Annotated in this window: 20 protein-coding genes; all 20 read left to right on the forward strand. The window is 52.9% G+C overall.

What is annotated here, in order from left to right; all coding sequences use genetic code 11:
- Positions 1 to 20 precede the first annotated feature (20 nt).
- The 20 genes from KKG35_04215 (at position 21) to KKG35_04310 (ending at position 17,026) form a co-directional block, all read left to right on the forward strand.
- Positions 21 to 2,108, forward strand: a complete 2,088-nt coding sequence (locus tag KKG35_04215; protein ID MBU1737322.1) for a hypothetical protein — start codon at positions 21 to 23, stop codon at positions 2,106 to 2,108.
- Between the two features lie 274 nt (positions 2,109 to 2,382).
- Positions 2,383 to 3,783 (forward strand): sigma-54 dependent transcriptional regulator, encoded by a 1,401-nt coding sequence (locus KKG35_04220; GenBank protein MBU1737323.1) that lies wholly within the window; start codon positions 2,383 to 2,385, stop codon positions 3,781 to 3,783.
- Positions 3,784 to 4,055: 272 nt separating this feature from the next.
- Positions 4,056 to 4,442: a flagellar basal body rod protein FlgB gene (gene flgB / locus KKG35_04225; protein MBU1737324.1), complete on the forward strand. Its 387-nt coding sequence runs from the start codon at positions 4,056 to 4,058 to the stop codon at positions 4,440 to 4,442.
- Positions 4,443 to 4,445: 3 nt separating this feature from the next.
- On the forward strand, positions 4,446 to 4,880 hold the full coding sequence (flgC, locus tag KKG35_04230) for a flagellar basal body rod protein FlgC (GenBank protein MBU1737325.1): 435 nt from the start codon (positions 4,446 to 4,448) through the stop codon (positions 4,878 to 4,880).
- A gap of 32 nt (positions 4,881 to 4,912) precedes the next feature.
- On the forward strand, positions 4,913 to 5,218 hold the full coding sequence (gene fliE / locus KKG35_04235; protein ID MBU1737326.1) for a flagellar hook-basal body complex protein FliE: 306 nt from the start codon (positions 4,913 to 4,915) through the stop codon (positions 5,216 to 5,218).
- Between the two features lie 128 nt (positions 5,219 to 5,346).
- Positions 5,347 to 6,909 carry a flagellar M-ring protein FliF gene (fliF, locus tag KKG35_04240; protein ID MBU1737327.1) on the forward strand — a complete coding sequence of 521 codons (1,563 nt, stop codon included), beginning with the start codon at positions 5,347 to 5,349 and terminating at the stop codon, positions 6,907 to 6,909.
- A 3-nt stretch (positions 6,910 to 6,912) separates the two neighbouring features.
- Positions 6,913 to 7,938 (forward strand): flagellar motor switch protein FliG, encoded by a 1,026-nt coding sequence (fliG, locus tag KKG35_04245; GenBank protein ID MBU1737328.1) that lies wholly within the window; start codon positions 6,913 to 6,915, stop codon positions 7,936 to 7,938.
- A gap of 17 nt (positions 7,939 to 7,955) precedes the next feature.
- A complete protein-coding gene (locus KKG35_04250) occupies positions 7,956 to 8,699 on the forward strand; it encodes a hypothetical protein (GenBank protein MBU1737329.1) in 744 nt (247 codons plus the stop codon).
- Positions 8,696 to 10,003 (forward strand): FliI/YscN family ATPase, encoded by a 1,308-nt coding sequence (locus KKG35_04255; protein ID MBU1737330.1) that lies wholly within the window; start codon positions 8,696 to 8,698, stop codon positions 10,001 to 10,003. Before KKG35_04250 ends, KKG35_04255 begins: the two co-directional genes overlap by 4 nt.
- A 29-nt stretch (positions 10,004 to 10,032) precedes the next feature.
- The gene (locus tag KKG35_04260; GenBank protein MBU1737331.1) at positions 10,033 to 10,482 is read left to right on the forward strand and encodes a flagellar FliJ family protein; all 450 of its coding nucleotides are present in this window, start codon (positions 10,033 to 10,035) and stop codon (positions 10,480 to 10,482) included.
- A gap of 35 nt (positions 10,483 to 10,517) precedes the next feature.
- A complete protein-coding gene (locus KKG35_04265) occupies positions 10,518 to 11,051 on the forward strand; it encodes an MgtE protein (protein MBU1737332.1) in 534 nt (177 codons plus the stop codon).
- A 141-nt stretch (positions 11,052 to 11,192) separates the two neighbouring features.
- Complete coding sequence (locus KKG35_04270) at positions 11,193 to 12,614, forward strand: hypothetical protein (GenBank protein ID MBU1737333.1); 1,422 nt, start codon at positions 11,193 to 11,195, stop codon at positions 12,612 to 12,614.
- A 103-nt stretch (positions 12,615 to 12,717) separates the two neighbouring features.
- Positions 12,718 to 13,029: a hypothetical protein gene (locus KKG35_04275; protein MBU1737334.1), complete on the forward strand. Its 312-nt coding sequence runs from the start codon at positions 12,718 to 12,720 to the stop codon at positions 13,027 to 13,029.
- Between the two features lie 20 nt (positions 13,030 to 13,049).
- The gene (locus KKG35_04280; GenBank protein MBU1737335.1) at positions 13,050 to 13,319 is read left to right on the forward strand and encodes a hypothetical protein; all 270 of its coding nucleotides are present in this window, start codon (positions 13,050 to 13,052) and stop codon (positions 13,317 to 13,319) included.
- A gap of 53 nt (positions 13,320 to 13,372) precedes the next feature.
- Positions 13,373 to 13,777, forward strand: a complete 405-nt coding sequence (locus tag KKG35_04285; GenBank protein MBU1737336.1) for a hypothetical protein — start codon at positions 13,373 to 13,375, stop codon at positions 13,775 to 13,777.
- A 121-nt stretch (positions 13,778 to 13,898) separates the two neighbouring features.
- Positions 13,899 to 14,567 carry a C39 family peptidase gene (locus KKG35_04290; protein ID MBU1737337.1) on the forward strand — a complete coding sequence of 223 codons (669 nt, stop codon included), beginning with the start codon at positions 13,899 to 13,901 and terminating at the stop codon, positions 14,565 to 14,567.
- Positions 14,568 to 14,648: 81 nt separating this feature from the next.
- The gene (locus tag KKG35_04295) at positions 14,649 to 15,572 is read left to right on the forward strand and encodes an Hsp33 family molecular chaperone HslO (protein ID MBU1737338.1); all 924 of its coding nucleotides are present in this window, start codon (positions 14,649 to 14,651) and stop codon (positions 15,570 to 15,572) included.
- Between the two features lie 72 nt (positions 15,573 to 15,644).
- Positions 15,645 to 15,860, forward strand: a complete 216-nt coding sequence (locus KKG35_04300) for a hypothetical protein (protein ID MBU1737339.1) — start codon at positions 15,645 to 15,647, stop codon at positions 15,858 to 15,860.
- 214 nt (positions 15,861 to 16,074) lie between these two features.
- Positions 16,075 to 16,389: a hypothetical protein gene (locus KKG35_04305; protein ID MBU1737340.1), complete on the forward strand. Its 315-nt coding sequence runs from the start codon at positions 16,075 to 16,077 to the stop codon at positions 16,387 to 16,389.
- A 223-nt stretch (positions 16,390 to 16,612) separates the two neighbouring features.
- Positions 16,613 to 17,026 carry a DUF3617 domain-containing protein gene (locus tag KKG35_04310; protein ID MBU1737341.1) on the forward strand — a complete coding sequence of 138 codons (414 nt, stop codon included), beginning with the start codon at positions 16,613 to 16,615 and terminating at the stop codon, positions 17,024 to 17,026.
- Positions 17,027 to 17,135: the final 109 nt, after the last annotated feature.

The following is a 17,135-nucleotide window of genomic DNA, read 5'->3' on the forward strand; positions in this document are numbered from 1 at the left end:
CCTTGACCGGGATGATTCCTATGAAATTATCACAAGCCAGGCTCGTCAATGAAAGCCGCAGATTCCTTGTTGTCGTTCTGTTCCTGCTCTTTGAAGTGACAATCCCCTCTCCGGTCCCCGCTGTGGGAACAGAGCTGTCGGCGGCGGATGGTCAGGAGAGTGTTGAGGAGCTGCCCGACCAGCTCTGGTTTAAATCCCAGGAACTTCTTGAAGACGGTAAAATTTTCCCGGCTGCCGGAAGTTTCAACCGTTTTTTTGTCAAATTTCCCGATCATCCTCAGGCCGAAGAGGCGTTGTGGCAATCGGCAACTCTCTACCGGGAAATTGCCGAGGCAAGCGAACAGCCGGACTGGGAAAAAGTCGGGAATCTGTTCCGCGAATATTCATCGGCGTTCAAAGGCACCGCGCGGGCGGAAGAGGCATATATTGAAGTGGCCAGAGCCCACATCGAAATGAAGTCGCTCCGCGAGGGTCTGAGTTACATCAATTTGTTCATGAAAAGGTATCCCTCTTCGATTTTTACGCCACGGGTTCTGGCGATGAAGGCCGATCTGCTGATGAAAATCGGCAGACGGGAAGAAGCCCTTGAGTTGTGCAGGAAATTCATCGTCAACAAATCAGAGGATTACAGGCATCAGTATCCGATAATTGCCTCGATCTTTCTCGATCTCGGCCAACCCGATATTGCAGTTTCACTCGTTGACCAGGCCGTTTCGTCCATTGCGCCACTGTCTGAAGAGCTTTTCCGGGTGCTGGCCGTGAAAGGACGGTCCCTGACCCTGATGGATTCCGATGAAAAAACAAAGAAGGGGCAGGAGATCCTCTTCTACCTCGCCAATGTCTCTGAAGACAACAAATTGAGATCCCAGGTGTTTTTTGATGTGGCGGAAAGTGTTCTCAAAAGCGGGGAGAAGGCGGCCGCGCAACATCTTTATGATAAGGTATTGGCACTGGTCGGCAAAAATGAGAGAGCTGCCGTTTTCAGCCGCTTCCGGATTTCTTTGATCGGGGATGAACAGCGGCGAGCTAACGAACTCCAAAACAAGGCGGTCCTTGAGAACCCTGCCGGAGACCAACCCTACCTTGAGGTACTGGAGAATTTCCCGCAATATCCGATCGCCCAGGACGCCCGTCTCGGACTGATGAAACGGGTGCTCTTCAGAGGGGAATCCGACAACGCCTTTGATTTGGGGAAGGCCTATCTGCAGAATGGCGGAGGGGATGCCAGGAAAACAGTTATTGGTGCCCTGGGGGGGATTCTGGTGAAAAAGATTGAAGGTGCTCTCGCTGAAGGGAAGAATCCTGATGCCTTCGAGCTGTATCGGCGTGAGCATGCCATTGTTCAGGAGTATCCTGAAGGCCGGCTTCTCTTTCTGGTCGGACAGGCGCTGGAAGCCATGAACCTGTATGACCAGGCGTCGGTTGTGTATTACCGGGCCGTTGCCCTGAACCATCCCGATGACCAGAAAAGTGAACTCTATATGCGCAGGGCGGCATTGTACATTAAAAATGGTGACTTTACGGCGGCTGAGCGGCTGCTGAATTATCTGGCGGATATCTACCAGGAGCAGCGCGAATCAGGAGAGGTTTTTCATCTTACCGGTCAACTGCGGAGCGCTCAGGGGAAAATTGATGAGGCGGCAGAAGCCTTCGCCCGTGCGATGAAAGTTCCTGAAACCGGGGAGCGGCGTTCTGTTTATGCCGCGGCCCTGGTCAGGGTGCTCCATGCCCAGAAAAAACTTGAAGAGATGGCCGTGGTTCTTGCGGAGGCGGCTGACAAGAAATGGCTTGCCGGGGAAGAGCTGCAGACCCTCTATGGTCTTCTTGGTGATACCCGTTTGGAGAGAGGGGAAGGAGGTCTTGCCCTGAAGGCATACCGTGCAGCGATTGAAGATGGATTGCCGACCGAAGGTGAACGGGTTCAGACGATCCATCTCCGTCTTGGTGATATTCTGGCATCATGGGGGATCACCGACAAAAGCAGAAAGCACTATCAGTTTGCCAGCAAGGGGAGTAATGAAAGATGGAGCCAGGTTGCTCTGGAGAGACTGCAGCAGGACAAAATTGATCAAAGCGTTGCAGGCCTTCGGGGTGTTCTTGATAAATAATGTCCCGTCAGTCGAAGTTGTTTCAGCCTGAACAAAAAAAGTACTTAAAAATTACCAGCCCGATGCGGTAGGATAGTCCTGTTGCACTGACGTGCAGGGAGAGCCAGGCACCCTTCCCGTCAGCGTGAAGACCGAATTATGAGGTGAGGTAAGCCCGCTATCGGGTGGTTATTTCGCAACACCTGCCGGAAAGCTGCAGCAATGCTGATCCCGAAAAAAATATGAACACACGACAGCCTCCGGGTGTCATGAAACAGCCGGATATCAGGAAAATATGGATCGAGCCCCGAAAATACTGATTGTTGATAACGACCAGGAAATGCGCATCTCGCTTTTCGAGGCGATGAGCCGCAAGGGCTACGAGGTTTCGGTAGCTGAAAACGGCAGCATGGCCCTGAATATGGTCAAGCGCAATGCCCCGGATATCATGATTGCCGAGATCAGAATGCCTGAAATGGATGGCATGGAACTTCTCCGGAGCTGCCGCAAACATTACCCGGAAGTATCCATCATCCTGATCACCGCGCATGCCTCAATCGAAACGGCGGTCGAGGCGATGAAATGCGGGGCGTTTGATTATATCATCAAGCCCTTTCCGGTGGAGGTCGTTGAGGACACCGTCGAGAGGCTGATCATCTCGGCGATGAGCAGGCCTGCGCTGCAGACTGCCAGGGAAAGGACCAGGGGCAGAACCGAAAAACCGATTATCGGCAACGATAAAAAGCTCATGATGCTCATGGACCGGGCGCGAAGCGTTGCCTCCAGCAAGGCGACCGTTCTCGTGCTTGGTGAATCGGGTACCGGCAAGGAGGTTTTTGCCAGATACCTTCACAATGAAAGTGACAGGCGGGATGGCCCGTTTGTGGCTTTAAACTGTGCGGCGTTGCCGGAAACACTCCTTGAGAGCGAGTTGTTCGGCCATGAAAAGGGGGCTTTCACCGGTGCGGTCACCACCAAAAAGGGCAAGTTTGAACTGGCCGATCGCGGCACTCTGCTGCTCGATGAAATCGGGGAAATTCCCCTCCATCTTCAATCGAAACTCCTCAGGGTTCTCCAGGAAGAAGAGGTGGACCGGCTTGGCGGCAGAAATCCGATCAGTATCGATGTTCATGTTGTTGCCACCACCAATCGGTCTCTTGAAAATGCCGTCAGTGAAGGGGCTTTCCGCCAGGATCTCTACTATCGCCTCAATGTTATCCCTCTGGTTCTGCCGCCTCTGCGGGAACGTCCCGGCGACATTCTCATGCTGGCGGACCATTTTATTGAAAAATATTCGGTCCTCTACAATAAAGAGTTCAAGAAGATGTCCGGCTCTTCGGTCAGCAGGTTTCTTGAGTACGAATGGCCGGGAAATGTCAGAGAGATGGAAAACCTGGTGGAAAGGGCGGTTCTTCTCTCCTCCGGCAGCATGCTCGATGTCGATGATTTCTGGATCAATGATAATGCCCCGATGGCCGGCAAAAAATCGCCGTTCGGTCCATCTTCTGCGGTAAGCTCCGTCATGGGGGTGCCGGACAAGATTCAGACTTTGAGGGAGGTTGAGCGTCAAATGATCCTACAGGCCCTTCGCCAGACCGACAATAATCGGACACATGCAGCCAAACTTCTGGGCGTCAGTGTCAGGACTCTTCGCAATAAACTTCATGAATACCGGACCCATGGTACTGTTGACTGAGTGCCGATTTCTCGTTGCCGCACCTTCATTCATTCCTGTCTTGTTATTCACAGATATTCAAATATATTAAATAATATCAGCTATTTGTCGTCGAGAAGAAGTGCCTTTCCCGCTGGAACGCAAGGAGGCATGTTCCATTGAGGTTCTGCTGCCGGAGGCTCAATGGAAGGCAATCATCCGCAAGGGTTAACCATTTGGTTGATTTTGCTGGCATTTTTTTTGCAAAGAAACAAGTCCAGCATATTTTCGTTCAATTTTCCGACAGGAGAAAAATGATGGACAAGAAACTGTTCGGCGGGTTTGTCGATATCTCGGCACGGGCGCTTGATACCCGCTATGCCAGGCAGGGGCTGATCCAGACCAACATCGCCAATATGGAAACTCCGGGCTACAAGGTGCAGGAGCTTCCGTTCAGGAAGGTGATGGAAAGCGTGATGACCCAAAAAGGCGAGCTTGCCACGACCAATGCCAGGCATATTTCTCCTGATCCGGTCGAAACCGGCCGCAGTCTGGAGTTTAAACAGGAGGACCGACCGCCGGATCTTGATGAGGAAATGGTAAAACTTTCCGAGAACCAGTTGATGTATGAATTGTCAACCAGGCTTGTCGGGAAAAAATTTGAAGGGCTCAAGTATGCCATTGATGAAGGAGGCCGCTGATAAATGGATATCCTGACCGCGATGAAGATAAGCGCTTCGGCCCTGAAGGCCGAAAGAACAAGGCTGAATATCAGTGCCATGAATCTTGCCAACGCCAACACCACCCGGACGGTTGAAGGCGGCCCGTACAAGGCGAAATCGGTCGTCTTCGGGGCAAGACCGCTGGAAAATGATTTCAGCGGTCATCTTGATCTGGCCGGCGCAAAGCTCAGGAAGGTAGAGGTGGTTGAGATCATTGAAGATAAGGCGCCTTTTAAAGAGGTTTACGATCCCTCTCATCCCGATGCGAATGAAAACGGGGTCGTCCTGATGCCCAATGTGAATGTGGTGGAACAGATGACCGATATCATGAGCGCCAGAAGGGCGTATGAGGCAAACGTGACTGCTCTGGATGCGGTCAAAAGCATGGCCCTGAAGGCTATGGATATCAGCAGGTAACCGCAGAAAAAAAAGACCCGGGAGAAACAGGAATGATCAAGGATATTGGTGGTGTGAATGGTCTGCTGCAGAACAATCCGGCGGTAACGAAAGGGGGGGCAACCGGCGGCGATGGCGCGGCAGGATTTGCCGACCTGCTCAAAAGTCAGGTGGCCACGGTAAACGAAGCGATGCAGGAAGCTGACCAGGCTGCAACCGGGCTGGTTACCGGGCAGCATGCAAACATTCATGAGACGATGATCGCTCTTGAAAAGGCCAACGTTTCCTTCCGGCTGATGACCAAGATCCAGGGCAAGGTGATCAGTGCCTATCAGGAAATCATGAGGATGCAGCTTTAAGAACTGCCGGATTCCGGGGTTTGTAAACAGATGGTCGGGCTGGGCGCAAACAGCCCGTAAAGGAACTAGGTATGGCTTCATACAAAGAGATGATGGACCAGGTGCTCGCCAATCTCAAGGGGCTCAGCATGGGGCAGCGGGTGGCGGCCCTGCTTCTGGTTGCGGTTGTGGTCGGCGGGTTGATGAGCATCACCACCGTCGGCGGCAGGCTCGATCAGAAGGTGTTGTATTCGGGACTTGCGGAAGAAGATGCGGCGGAGGTCGTTGCCAGGCTGAAGGACCTGCGGACGCCGTATACCCTGGAAAATAACGGGACCACCATCATGGTCCCGGCAAACCAGGTGTACGAGACGAGGCTTTCGCTGGCCGGTGAGGGGTTGCCCAGGGGCGGCGGGGTCGGTTTCGAGATCTTCGATAAGACCAGCTTCGGTACCACCGATTTTGTCCAGAGGATGAACTATCAGAGGGCGCTGCAGGGAGAACTGGCCAGGACCATCCGCCAGTTTCATCAGGTACTGGAGGCGCGGGTCCACCTGGCGACCCCCAAGGAGTCGGTATTCATTGAAGATGAAAAACCGGTCACCGCATCGATCAGTGTCAAGCTGAGAGGGAATGCCGGGCTGTCCAAACTCCAGATTTCCAGTATCGTGAATCTGGTCGCCACTGCCGTGCCGGGATTGAGCAGTGACAACGTCACCCTGGTGGATACAACCGGCAGACTGCTGTATCGGAAGGATGGCGAGAGCGGCAGCATCATGACCGCAACCCAGCTTGAGTATCAGCAGCATCTGGAAAACAGCCTGCGCCAGAAGGTCGAGAGCATGCTTGAGGAAGTGGTCGGGGTCAACAAGGTGAAGGCGCGGGTCACCGCCGATATCGATTTTAACAGGGTAAACGTGACCGAGGAGAATTTCGACCCGGAAGGACAGGTGATCCGGAGTGAACAGTTCATGGTCGAAGGCGACAACCGGGAAGGTCTTGATCCCGGTGGAGTGCCGGGCGCCAAGGGAGACCTTGCCTCCTTTGCCGGGACCGGCAGCGGCGGGGCCGCGGCAAACGGATACCAGCGCAACAACATTACCAGGAATTACGAAGTGAGCCGGGTGACCAGGCAGACCCAGGAAGCAAGCGGGATCATTAAAAGATTGTCGGTGGCCGTTATGGTTGACGGCAAGTATGAAGCAGCGGCGGCCGGAGAGGGAGAAACTCCGGTCCTCACGTATGTTCCGCGGTCCGCCGAAGAACTCGCCTGGTTTGACAAGCTGGTGAAAAATACCATCGGCTACAATGAGGAGAGGGCGGACCAGGTGGAGGTTGTTTCCATGTCCTTTGCCGCCTCGACCACCACGGAACCGAAAGAGACCTTGACAGACAAGTTGAGGCCATTCCTGGATCTGCTCCTGATGCCGATGGTCTACCTGGGGCTGGCCTTGATGGTCCTGCTGCTGGTCATCAGACCGCTGTTCAAGGTTCTGACCAGTCCGTCAGCGATGTCATCGGGGGCGCTCCCGGGGAATCGATTCCAGACAGTTGTCGGAGGTGACATGGGGGGCATGATGCCTTCCGGTGATGAGGATATTTCCCTGATGCCGAAAGGGATGACCGACAAAGAGAAGATGTATAAACTGGCCCAGACCGATCCGGACCGGGCTGCGGATCTCGTCCGGCGATGGCTGCGCGAGGGTGTGTAAGAAATGGCTAAGGTGAAAAAAGAGGGGTCCCCGGAAAATCTGACCGGGCCTGAAAAGGCGGCGATCTTTCTCCTGACCCTGGGTGAGGACTTCGCTTCACAGGTTTTCAAGCGTCTGGACAGCGATGATATCAAGACGGTCGGCCGTTTCATGTCCAAGATCGACAAGGTCGACAAGAACGATGTCGCGGCCCTGCTCGATGAGTTCAAGACCGATTCCGGCGATCATGATCTTTTCCTTTCAGGCGATGACATGCTCGAGCAGGCCCTGAAAAAGGCCCTGTCCGGCGACAAGGCCCATGAGCTGCTGGACGAGATCCGGTCGGACTGGAAACTGACCCTGTTCCAGAAAGCGAGAAAGCTCGAACCGAAAGTCCTGGTCAATTTCCTGACCAATGAACATCCCCAGACCATCGCGCTTCTCCTGTCGGTGCTGGACTATGCCCAATCGGCGGAGATTCTTTCCGAACTGAAGGAGGAGGTCCAGATCGAGGTCGTGATGCGGATGGCCGAACTCGACAAGGTCAGCCCGGAAATCCTGGTGGAAATAGACCGGGTCTTGAACGAGGAGCTGATCTCCGTAGAAGGTATGGAAGGGCAGCGGCTGGGCGGGGTTGAGACCGTGGCCGAGATCCTGAATAACGCCGACCGCGCCCTTGAGGCTGCGGTCCTTGAAGGGGTTGAGGAACAGCGGGAAAGTCTGGCCGATGAGATCAGGCGGTTGATGTTCGTCTTTGATGATCTTTACAATGTTGACGATCGGGGGATCATGGCCATTCTGAAAGAGGTGAGCACCGACGATCTGAAGCTCGCCCTGAGAACATCCACCGACGATCTGAAGGAGAAAATATTCAAGAACATGTCCTCCAGGGCCGTGGAGATGCTCAAGGAGGATATGGAAATCATGGGACCGGTTCGGGTCAAGGATGTTGAGGGGGCGCAGCAGTCCATTCTCAAGGTCGCCAAACGGCTTGAACAGGAGGGTAAGGTACAGTTGATGGGCGGCGGTGGTGACGATGAGTTCGTATAGGATCCGGTATGGCGATCATGAAAAACAGCAGTGGTGAAACCAACCCGGGATTCACCCCCTTCACGAGCATCCTGAGCCAGCATGAGGGAGAAAGGGTCTATGCGAGCGTTGACCCCGGTAAATTAAAGAGAGATGCCGAGGAGCAGGCCCGGATTTCAGCTGCCGAAATAGTCAGCAAGGGCAAGGCGGAGGCTGGCGAGACCCGGCAGAAGGCCTATGATGAAGGGTTTGCCAGGGGTCGCGAGGAAGGGCTTGCTGCAGTCAGGCGGGAGCACGATGCCATGCTTGTCCGGCTTCGTGAGCTGATGCAGGAGATTGAGGCCCGATGCGCGGGTGCGGTTGACCTGTTTGCCGAACAGGAGGTGCTTGAGCTGGTCAAGGTCATGGTTGAACGACTGGTCAATCACGAGGTTTCCGTCAATCCGAGGGTCATCAGGGCGACGCTCATCAAGGCCTTGAGCTATGTAGTGGAAAATTCCGAGGTCCGGGTGTCGTTGAACCCGGATGATTTCAATCGGCTGAAGGAAGCGGGTCTTGAAGAGGCCGTGCTCCTTGAAGGGCTCTCCCGGATTCAGCTGATGGAGGATCACGCCATTGAAGCGGGAGGGTGCCTGCTGAACACCGATTACGGTGAAATCGACGCGACCCTTGCCAATCGGCGGCAGAAACTTTATCAGGCAGTGGACCGGGCGTTCATGTCGGCGCTCGCCAAAGACGTTCCGCCGGAAGATGACGGCGGCAAAGAAGAGGGCCGCAGATGAATCTGGCGTTGCCGATCCAGGAGGCGGGCCGGGTTGTTCTGGAGTCGGTCCGGGGCAGAGTCAGCCAGGTGATCGGGATGGTGATCGAGAGCGATGGTCCGGGCATTCCGGTCGGTAGTATCTGTGAGGTGGATGTTTACCGCGGTGGCGGCAAGGTGCGGGCCGAAGTGGTCGGCTTCAAGGGGGACAAGGTCCTGCTGATGCCCCTTGGCGAGATGCGGGGGGTTGAGCCGGGCAGTTTGATCAATCTTATTGGCGACCAGGCCGAGGTGCCGGTTTCTGAGGCGTTTCTGGGCCGGGTGATCGACGGTTTCGGCAATCCCATGGACGGCAAGGGGCCGATCCATTCGGAAGTGACCTATCCCCTCTACGCGGCGCCGTTGAACCCGATGGAGCGGGAGCGAATCCTTGAACCCGTTGATGTCGGAGTCCGGGCGATCAATGGCCTTCTGACCCTCGGCAAGGGGCAGCGGATCGGCATTCTCGCCGGTTCCGGGGTCGGCAAGAGTACCCTGCTGGGGATGATCGCAAGGCACACCGCCGCTGATATCAGTGTCATCGCCCTGATCGGGGAGCGGGGCAGGGAACTGAAGGATTTTATCGAACGGGATCTCGGCAAAGAGGGACTTGCCCGGTCGGTGGTGGTCGTGGCGACCTCGGACCAGCCGCCGCTCGTCAGGATGCGGGGGGCGTACCTCGCGATGGCCATTTCTGAATATTTCCGCGATCTGAACCGTGATGTGATCCTGATGATGGATTCGGTCACCAGGTTTGCCATGTCGAGCCGGGAGGTCGGACTTGCCATCGGTGAGCCGCCGACCTCCAGGGGATATACCCCATCGGTGTTCTCCCAGTTGCCGAAACTCCTGGAACGGGCCGGATCGTGCCAGGGAAAGGGGAGCATTACCGGGATCTACACCGTCCTGGTGGAGGGCGACGATATGAACGAGCCCATCGCCGATGCAGTGCGCTCGATCGTCGACGGCCATATCCTGTTGAGCCGCGACCTGGCCAGTCACGGGCATTATCCGGCCATTGAAGTTCTGGGCAGTGTCAGCCGGTGCATGACTGATGTGGTCTCTGCGGCACAGGTCGAGAGCGCCCACGGTTTTCTTGATCTGCTTGCCACCTATCGGCGTTCCGAAGATCTGATCAATATCGGCGCCTATGCCGCCGGGAGCAACCCGAAAATCGACCGGGCGATCGGCAAAATCGATTCATTGAACAGGTATCTCCGGCAGCGGGTTGAAGAGAAGGTGACTTTTGCCGACAGTGTGCAGCCGTTAAAAGCGCTGCTCAACTGAACCGCAAACAGACTCCGTCGTGAAAAAATATGGCATACCAGTTCAGGCTTGAAACATTACTGACCGTGCGCCGCAACCTTGAGGAGCTTGCCCAGATGAAGCTCGCAAACGAGATGCGCCTTCTTGCCGGGCACCGGAAGCGAAAGCAGGAGCTGGAGAACTCCCGGGCGGCATTCATGGATGAACTGGAAAACAGTAAAAAAGGCAGGATGGACAGCGCCCTCTATATCTTTTTCATGGAATCGATGCGCAGTGCGGAACTGATGATCCGTTCCCAGAATCAGGTCATCGAGTCCCAGAGACAGGTGGTGGAACAGGCAAGGGAAGCGCTGACTGAAAAAGTGAAATCCAGAAAGATCATTGAAAAGGCCAGGGAAAGGGATTACAAAAAATATCTTCAGGAGATGCTCCGGCTCGAATATAAAGAGAATGACGAGATCATCTCCCTCCGCAATGGGAATCCGGGTCTGACCCCATGACCCGTTCATCAAAGAATTGCCGGAATGGAAAGCGCATGAAATTTTTTCCCGGGAAATATAAAAGCGTTGCCCTCTTTGTTCTGATGGGGTGTTTTATTCTGCTGACCCCTTTTCATGTGTCGGCAGTCACCCCGAAAACGCCGGTGAAAGCAACCGAAGCCGAGATGGAGCGGGCCGGCCGCCTGGAAAAAATGGAGAAAGAGCTTGCCCTTCGGGAAAAAACAATTGCGGTCCGGGAAAAAGAACTTGAGACCATCTCCAAGGAGGTCGACCGGAAGCTCGCCGAACTGATCGATCTCCAGCAGAAGGTGCAGGCCAGACTCGATGAACTGCAGGCCGTTAAGGACAAACGTTTCAAGGCCCTGATCAAGACCTACTCGGAAATGAGCGCCACCAAGCTCGCACCTCTCCTGAACAAGATGGACGACACCACCGTGGCCGAGATCTTAAGGGCCATGAAACCGGAAGAGGTCGCCAAGATCCTGCCCAAAATCGACCAGAGAAAAGCGGTCAACGTCAGCAAGATTCTCGGCATGCTCGGCGGAGTTGAAAAAAGCCGGACTCCGTGAGCCACCCTCTGTTTATCCCGCCTCTCACATCTGCTGCGGTAAGATTTGCGCAGTACGGAATGGAATTTAAATGATACACTAGGGCTTCAACCGCAGCTGCACCGTTTTCTTTTCTGATTCCTTTTCAAGGTGAGGGGATAAATGAAAACAGCGTATGATTTCTACAAAAAGTACCTTTCCGAAAACATCTCCGACGCCGACACTCTGGAGCGGATGCGGCAGGTGATCTCCGAATTTGCCGCCCGCGCCCCGAAGATGGTGGTCATGAAATGCATCGACGGCCGGGTGCACGGCAGCAATGCGAAGGGGTATCCGCCGACAACCATCCGTTTTGGAAGAACCGACGGCAACAAGGTCTCGCTCGACAAGAGCAATTTCTGGTACTGGAACCGGATCGATCGTGCGGTAAAAGACGCCCATTTCAACACCCCCGGAACGCCCGCGGTCTTTATCGCCTTCATGCATCATTCCGCTCGGGGTTTCGGCTGCGCATCGCATCACAACAACGGTGAGGCGGCCCTGCAGTCGGTCCTGGCCCAGGTGGCCGAGGTCAGAAAAACCTATCAGGAATCCGAACTGTACGTCCTGGGAGGCGACACCAATACCGACATCATGGCGGAGACCCTGATCTTTCCGGGAAATGCCCGGATCGAAAACGAAGAGGTCATCCGTTACTGCAATCTGAAAGAACCACGGGACGTGTTCCACGAATTTTTTCTCAAAAACGGAATCACCGATGTCGCCACCGCCCGAAACGTCGGCAACCAGACTCCCGGGCAGCTCCTTTCCGGGATCAATCCTGAAATGTTCGCCAATTTCCAGACGAGTCTCAATATGGAGAACTATCTGCTCCGGGAGATTACCACCACGCTCAATAAGGACCGTGGCGACCTGAAAAGGATTATCCGACCCGACATTCTCGATTACCTCTTCCTTACCCTCGACCAGGTGCAGATCCCGGAAACCCTTGTCGGCCCGATCCTCTACCAGATCATCTGGAATATCACCTATGCCCTGTACCAGACCAATCTGAACAGCACTTTGAGCCCGGAAGAGCTGGAGCAGCGTCTCGATCATGGTGAGGAGCTGGTCTGCTATGGAGACGGCTTCGAGATGCTGCCGCGAAACAAGACGGTGCTTGTCAAAACCGGCCGCGGTGATGATGTCGATGCGCTTACCGTGGCAAAGAAAGTGCTCGAAAACAACCGGCAACGGTACAGGCAGGAGCATAGTCTTCTGGTCCATATCAATATCGAGGTGAACGGAGAAATGATGTCGTGGGATGATTTCAACGACAATGTCGGCTCCCGGATTCTGACCATGCGCCGCAATGTCGATCATGTCTTCGGCATGGACGTTGCGATCCTCACCTCGTATTCATACCGGGATCAGAAGCGGTTCTACCCGGTGATCATCTCAAAAAATGATCCGCGGCTGGTCTACTATGCAGACGTGATCTCCGAAATAAACTCCACCCAGAAGTTCAGCAATATCTCCCTGAAAGCACAGGAAATGCTATACAAGGCAAGTTGCATCGGGGCGATGAATTCCGAGAGAAAGTAGTGAGCGGGTTCATTGCATCCAGCGCCAATTGCCCTAAGGTCAACTTCCAAAAGTGCCAATATCGGATTATGTAAGGACAATCAATGGACGGACAACGATACGAGTGCTAAATGCCATTAAATCGGGGGTGCTGGTTGCCGGAATGAGTAAACAGGCTGTGTTGGTCGCCTACGGCCCACCTCCCGAGCAGGGAACCATCTCAACAGAGGCCAATCAATGGACATCTTGGCAGAGTCGTTTTGATCGAAGAGGTATCTGTTTTAATGAAGAAAACAAATTGCTTTCGGTGTGCCCAACCGGCATCAAGGGGCAAGGGAAGAATGTTATAGAAAGTTTCGGGCGCAAAATTCGAGGTTTGCTCGGCGGTGATGAGTTCAATCAGATTCAAGGCTTTCTGACAGCAGAAAAGCCCTGACGGCATAACACGAGGTGACAATGGGAGCGATTTTTGAAGCAAGCTGCAACCGGTGTGGTCTGCAGTTTGATTATTCCGACGGCGGCGGCTTTTATTATGACCGCTACCGCTGTGAAGATTGCGGTGAGACCATAGCAGTCACAGTTGACCGGGACTTGAACGACGCGCCTCCTCCGACCATAGAACTCTGCCGGTGCGGGGGCCGTTTTACACTGAATGCGAAACCACGTTGCCCTGACTGTAGATTAACCGACATCACAACGGGCGAAGTCATCTTGTTTGAAGACTGAGCCCTGAAGAAACCTGCATTCTTTATTTTCTTCTCGAATACAGGTGTTTGCCGTTGCGACAACTGGAAAAAGAAAAAATGAAATCGTACAGAGCCATCATATCGATCCTGTTTCTGCTCTGTGCTTCCTGCGCCACCCAATCTTTGTGGGAAGCAACTGACCCGGATAAATATATTCAGATAAAGTTCACAGATATCACGGAGCAGGAGCTCCAGGAAAAGGGTGTCGAATACATCAAAGACCAAAAAACCCATTTGTACTATGTCAACAAGAGCTCTGCGGAGAAATTTACAGGGTACGCGATACGGCTATTTGCTACTCCGGTAACTGTGGTAGTTGATGCAACAACGGTCGCAATTTTCGGAATTGCCATGGCTTTTACCGAAGGTGCGATTGATGATTACGAGGAAGATTCAAAGGCGGACCCACATGGGCCCGGAGAAAGAAATGATTGGTAAAATATGTGCATTAAACCTGAGCAGGATATCTACGTGGAGCCTGATCGGATATTTTGACCAGATCATCGTCAGAGCGAATAAAATATCAAGTCTGTTTGTATCACTTTTCGAGTAGATCAAAATGATGAAACGATTGCTTGTAACACTGTTGTTCCTGGTGCTTGCTTTACCTTCCCATGCCGCCATAAAACCGAGCGTTCAATTGAACGTTCCTTTAGTAAATCAGGGCAAGATGCTCTGCGGTCCTGCCACAATGGAAATGCTTTTCCGTTATTGGGGTGTGTATGATTACGATCAATACGATATTGCCGGATCGCTCCTGAAGCAGTTTTCTCAAACCGAGAGATACCGGAAATCAGGGATTCTGAAGACCGACCCTGTTGACTGGAATAAATATCCGGGGACAGGCACTATCAATATGCGGGAATTCCTGAAAAGGTTCGGGCGTACCCATAACATGATGATGGAATATGAGCCGGACTCGTCAGAGGCAAAGGTTCGGAAAAGAGATGAATTGTTTTACAAAGTGAAAGAGTATGTATCCAATGGCATACCGGTGGTGGTTCACCAGTACTGGAGGTTGCCTAAAGCCAAAGGTCATTATCGGGTCGTTACCGGCTATAATGAAAGCCGTCGGGAAGTGTATCTGAATGATGCTGACGGCGGAAAACGGCTGGTGCAAACGTACGATGATTTCCTGAAACTCTGGGACGTCAATCAAAGGTGGATGCATTATAATGCGATTGTCTTTAATACCGACAGACAGAGATTAAACATAACTCTACCATAGATGAAGGCCGGACTTACCTTGGCCCTGCAATGACTTTATGGAAGATAAGCAATTCGGGGACCCGATTAGAGAATATTAGAGATGATTAAAAAAGATGTTTTCAATATGGATGTGAAGGAACGGTTCCGGTCTTCGGCGAAGGACAAAATCTACCGCTTTATCATGGCCGACCGGATGATCAAGGGGGCGATTGTCCATTCCACCCGGGTGGTGAATGAGATGCGGGCAAACCATGAAACCGGGCCTTTGGAAACCTTGATTCTGGGGCAGGCGTATATTGCGGCAAGCCTGATCTGTTCCGGTCTGAAAGGGAAAAATGACCGGATCAGCATGAACATCCAGTGTTCGGGCCCTGTGAAGGGGCTTGATGTTGAGGCGAATGTCTTTGGTGAGGTGAGGGGGTATCTGAAGGCAAACCCCATTGTTCTCGATCATCCTGAAAGAATGAGCGGGATGCCGGCACTTTTCGGAGCGGGTTTCCTTACGGTAACCCAGTATCTGGAAGATGCCCCGGCCCCGTACTCCGGGCAGGTAGCCCTTGAGCATGGCAGCATTGCCGAGGACCTGGCCAATTATTTTCTGGTCTCGGAGCAGAATCCCACTGCTTTTAAATTGAGTGTGTTTTTTGATGACAAGGAAGAGGTTGCAGGCGCGGGGGGGATTTTTCTCCAGGCAATGCCGGGTGTCGAACCGGCAAAAGTCGGTGAGGCGGAGAGATTGATCCTGATGATTGATTCCTTAGGCGAACTCTTTGCAAGGGGAGAGAATCCCGAGGAAATTATCCGGAAGAGATTTGCAGACCTCAAACCAAAATTCCTGGACAATAGCCGGGTCGAGTTTTTCTGCAGGTGTTCAGAGGAGAAGATGAAGAGTTATCTGCAGAGTTTGCCCAAAGAAGACAAAGAAGACCTGCGGGAAAACGGCCCTTTTCCCATGGAGATCCGCTGCCATCACTGCAACTCGGCGTATCGGTTCACTCAGGAAGAGCTAAGAACACTTCCTTGACGAAAAAAGGGCATAACACTTCCCCTCAACCTGGCGTTAAATAAACCTTAAACCGGGCCAAAGGAGCAAGGGATGAAAATCTGCCGGATCTCCGGAGACAAGTCAGTCGAAACGATTCATGTGGACTATCCTGCAGAGGTGTTTTGTGACGCCTGCAGCGAACTCATGGAAATCGATAATCGGGAAAATCCAATCTGCTCCTTCCTGGCGTATGACCCTGCTCTGGGGGACTGCTGTTCCAACTGCGGTAAATCCACAGAAGAGGAAAAAAGGGAGCAAGGGTTATAAGTCCCTTTCCTTCCGGGATTTTCGTGAAGAGTTGATCCGCTACCGAATCCAATAAGATATTCACCGAAAGAATCCCCGCCGCATTTATTGACTTTATGATCTTTTTTATAAGAGCATAGACGATAAAGGACCCTCGCGAGGGTTGGTTGTTTTTTTCGTCCGTGTTTGAAGCCGGGCATTACTTCGTTTTGAACAATCAGGGAGGTTGGAAAGGGTGATTCTGATTCTGAAAGGAGCTTTTCCGCAAAAGAGTATCAATCACGCAGCAAAAACATTCGCAGCACTTCCACCGATGCCCGCCACCGTTAAAAGGCAGGGGCCGTATTTCAGCTTTACCGGTGCCGAGCAGATCAATGTGACGACACTGTATTCATTCAATAATGAGCTGACTTTTGACGGGAACAAAAAATTCATCGAGAAACGCCTGCAGGAATTTTCCAATGTTCCGGGTTTTACCTATTCCCTGGAAGCCTGGTTGAACATGGAAGAAGCAATTCTTGCCGTGAACAGCTCGCAAAGACAGGCGTGACATGTTTTGAAGATGTCAGAACGGGTGTGGAATACCGCATTAACGCAAAACCAATCATATGAACCCGGATCAACATGACGATTGAGCAGGAGTGATTTGTTGATCAGTGAAGCGGAAATGGTAATTTCCTCGTGAGTGATCTCCTGATTGACAAAAGAGCGATCCCGAGTCATATCATCAAAGTATGGGTTGCCGATTAACTTCAAATCTACAGGAAGGATCTATGAACAAGAAACGACTGTTAGTCCCTGGTTTTCTGATTGCGCTACTGGTCTCTGTTGTTTTCGTCCCGGTTGGTTCCGAAGCCGGTCAGAAGGGTGAATGGGAGATTTCGACCACCATGGAGATTCCCGGTATGCCTTTTGCCATGCCGGCCACCACCATGCGCAAGTGCCTGGAAGACAAAGGCGTGCCTTACGGTGGCAAAGATGATGAGAAGTGCAAGGTCGAGTCCAGTAAGGTTTCGGGCGACACCGTGACCTGGAAGGTGGTCTGTGACGGCCCGGAAGGCCAGAATGAGATAACCGGAGTCAGCAAATACACCTCCGACACCATGGATACCAGGATTCAGATGAAGAATGAAGAGGGCGATATCTCGATGCATATGACTGGTAGACGCCTCGGTCCTTGCCGGTAAGGGAAAGTCTCGCCTGATTTTTTTTGTTTGATACGTTTCAGTTCGGGCACACCGGGCGTGATCTGGTGTTGATCAGAGGTCATGTTCGATGTGCCCGTTTGTTTTCAGC

Source organism: Pseudomonadota bacterium (assembly GCA_018823285.1).
Lineage (GTDB): Bacteria > Desulfobacterota > Desulfobulbia > Desulfobulbales > JAGXFP01 > JAHJIQ01.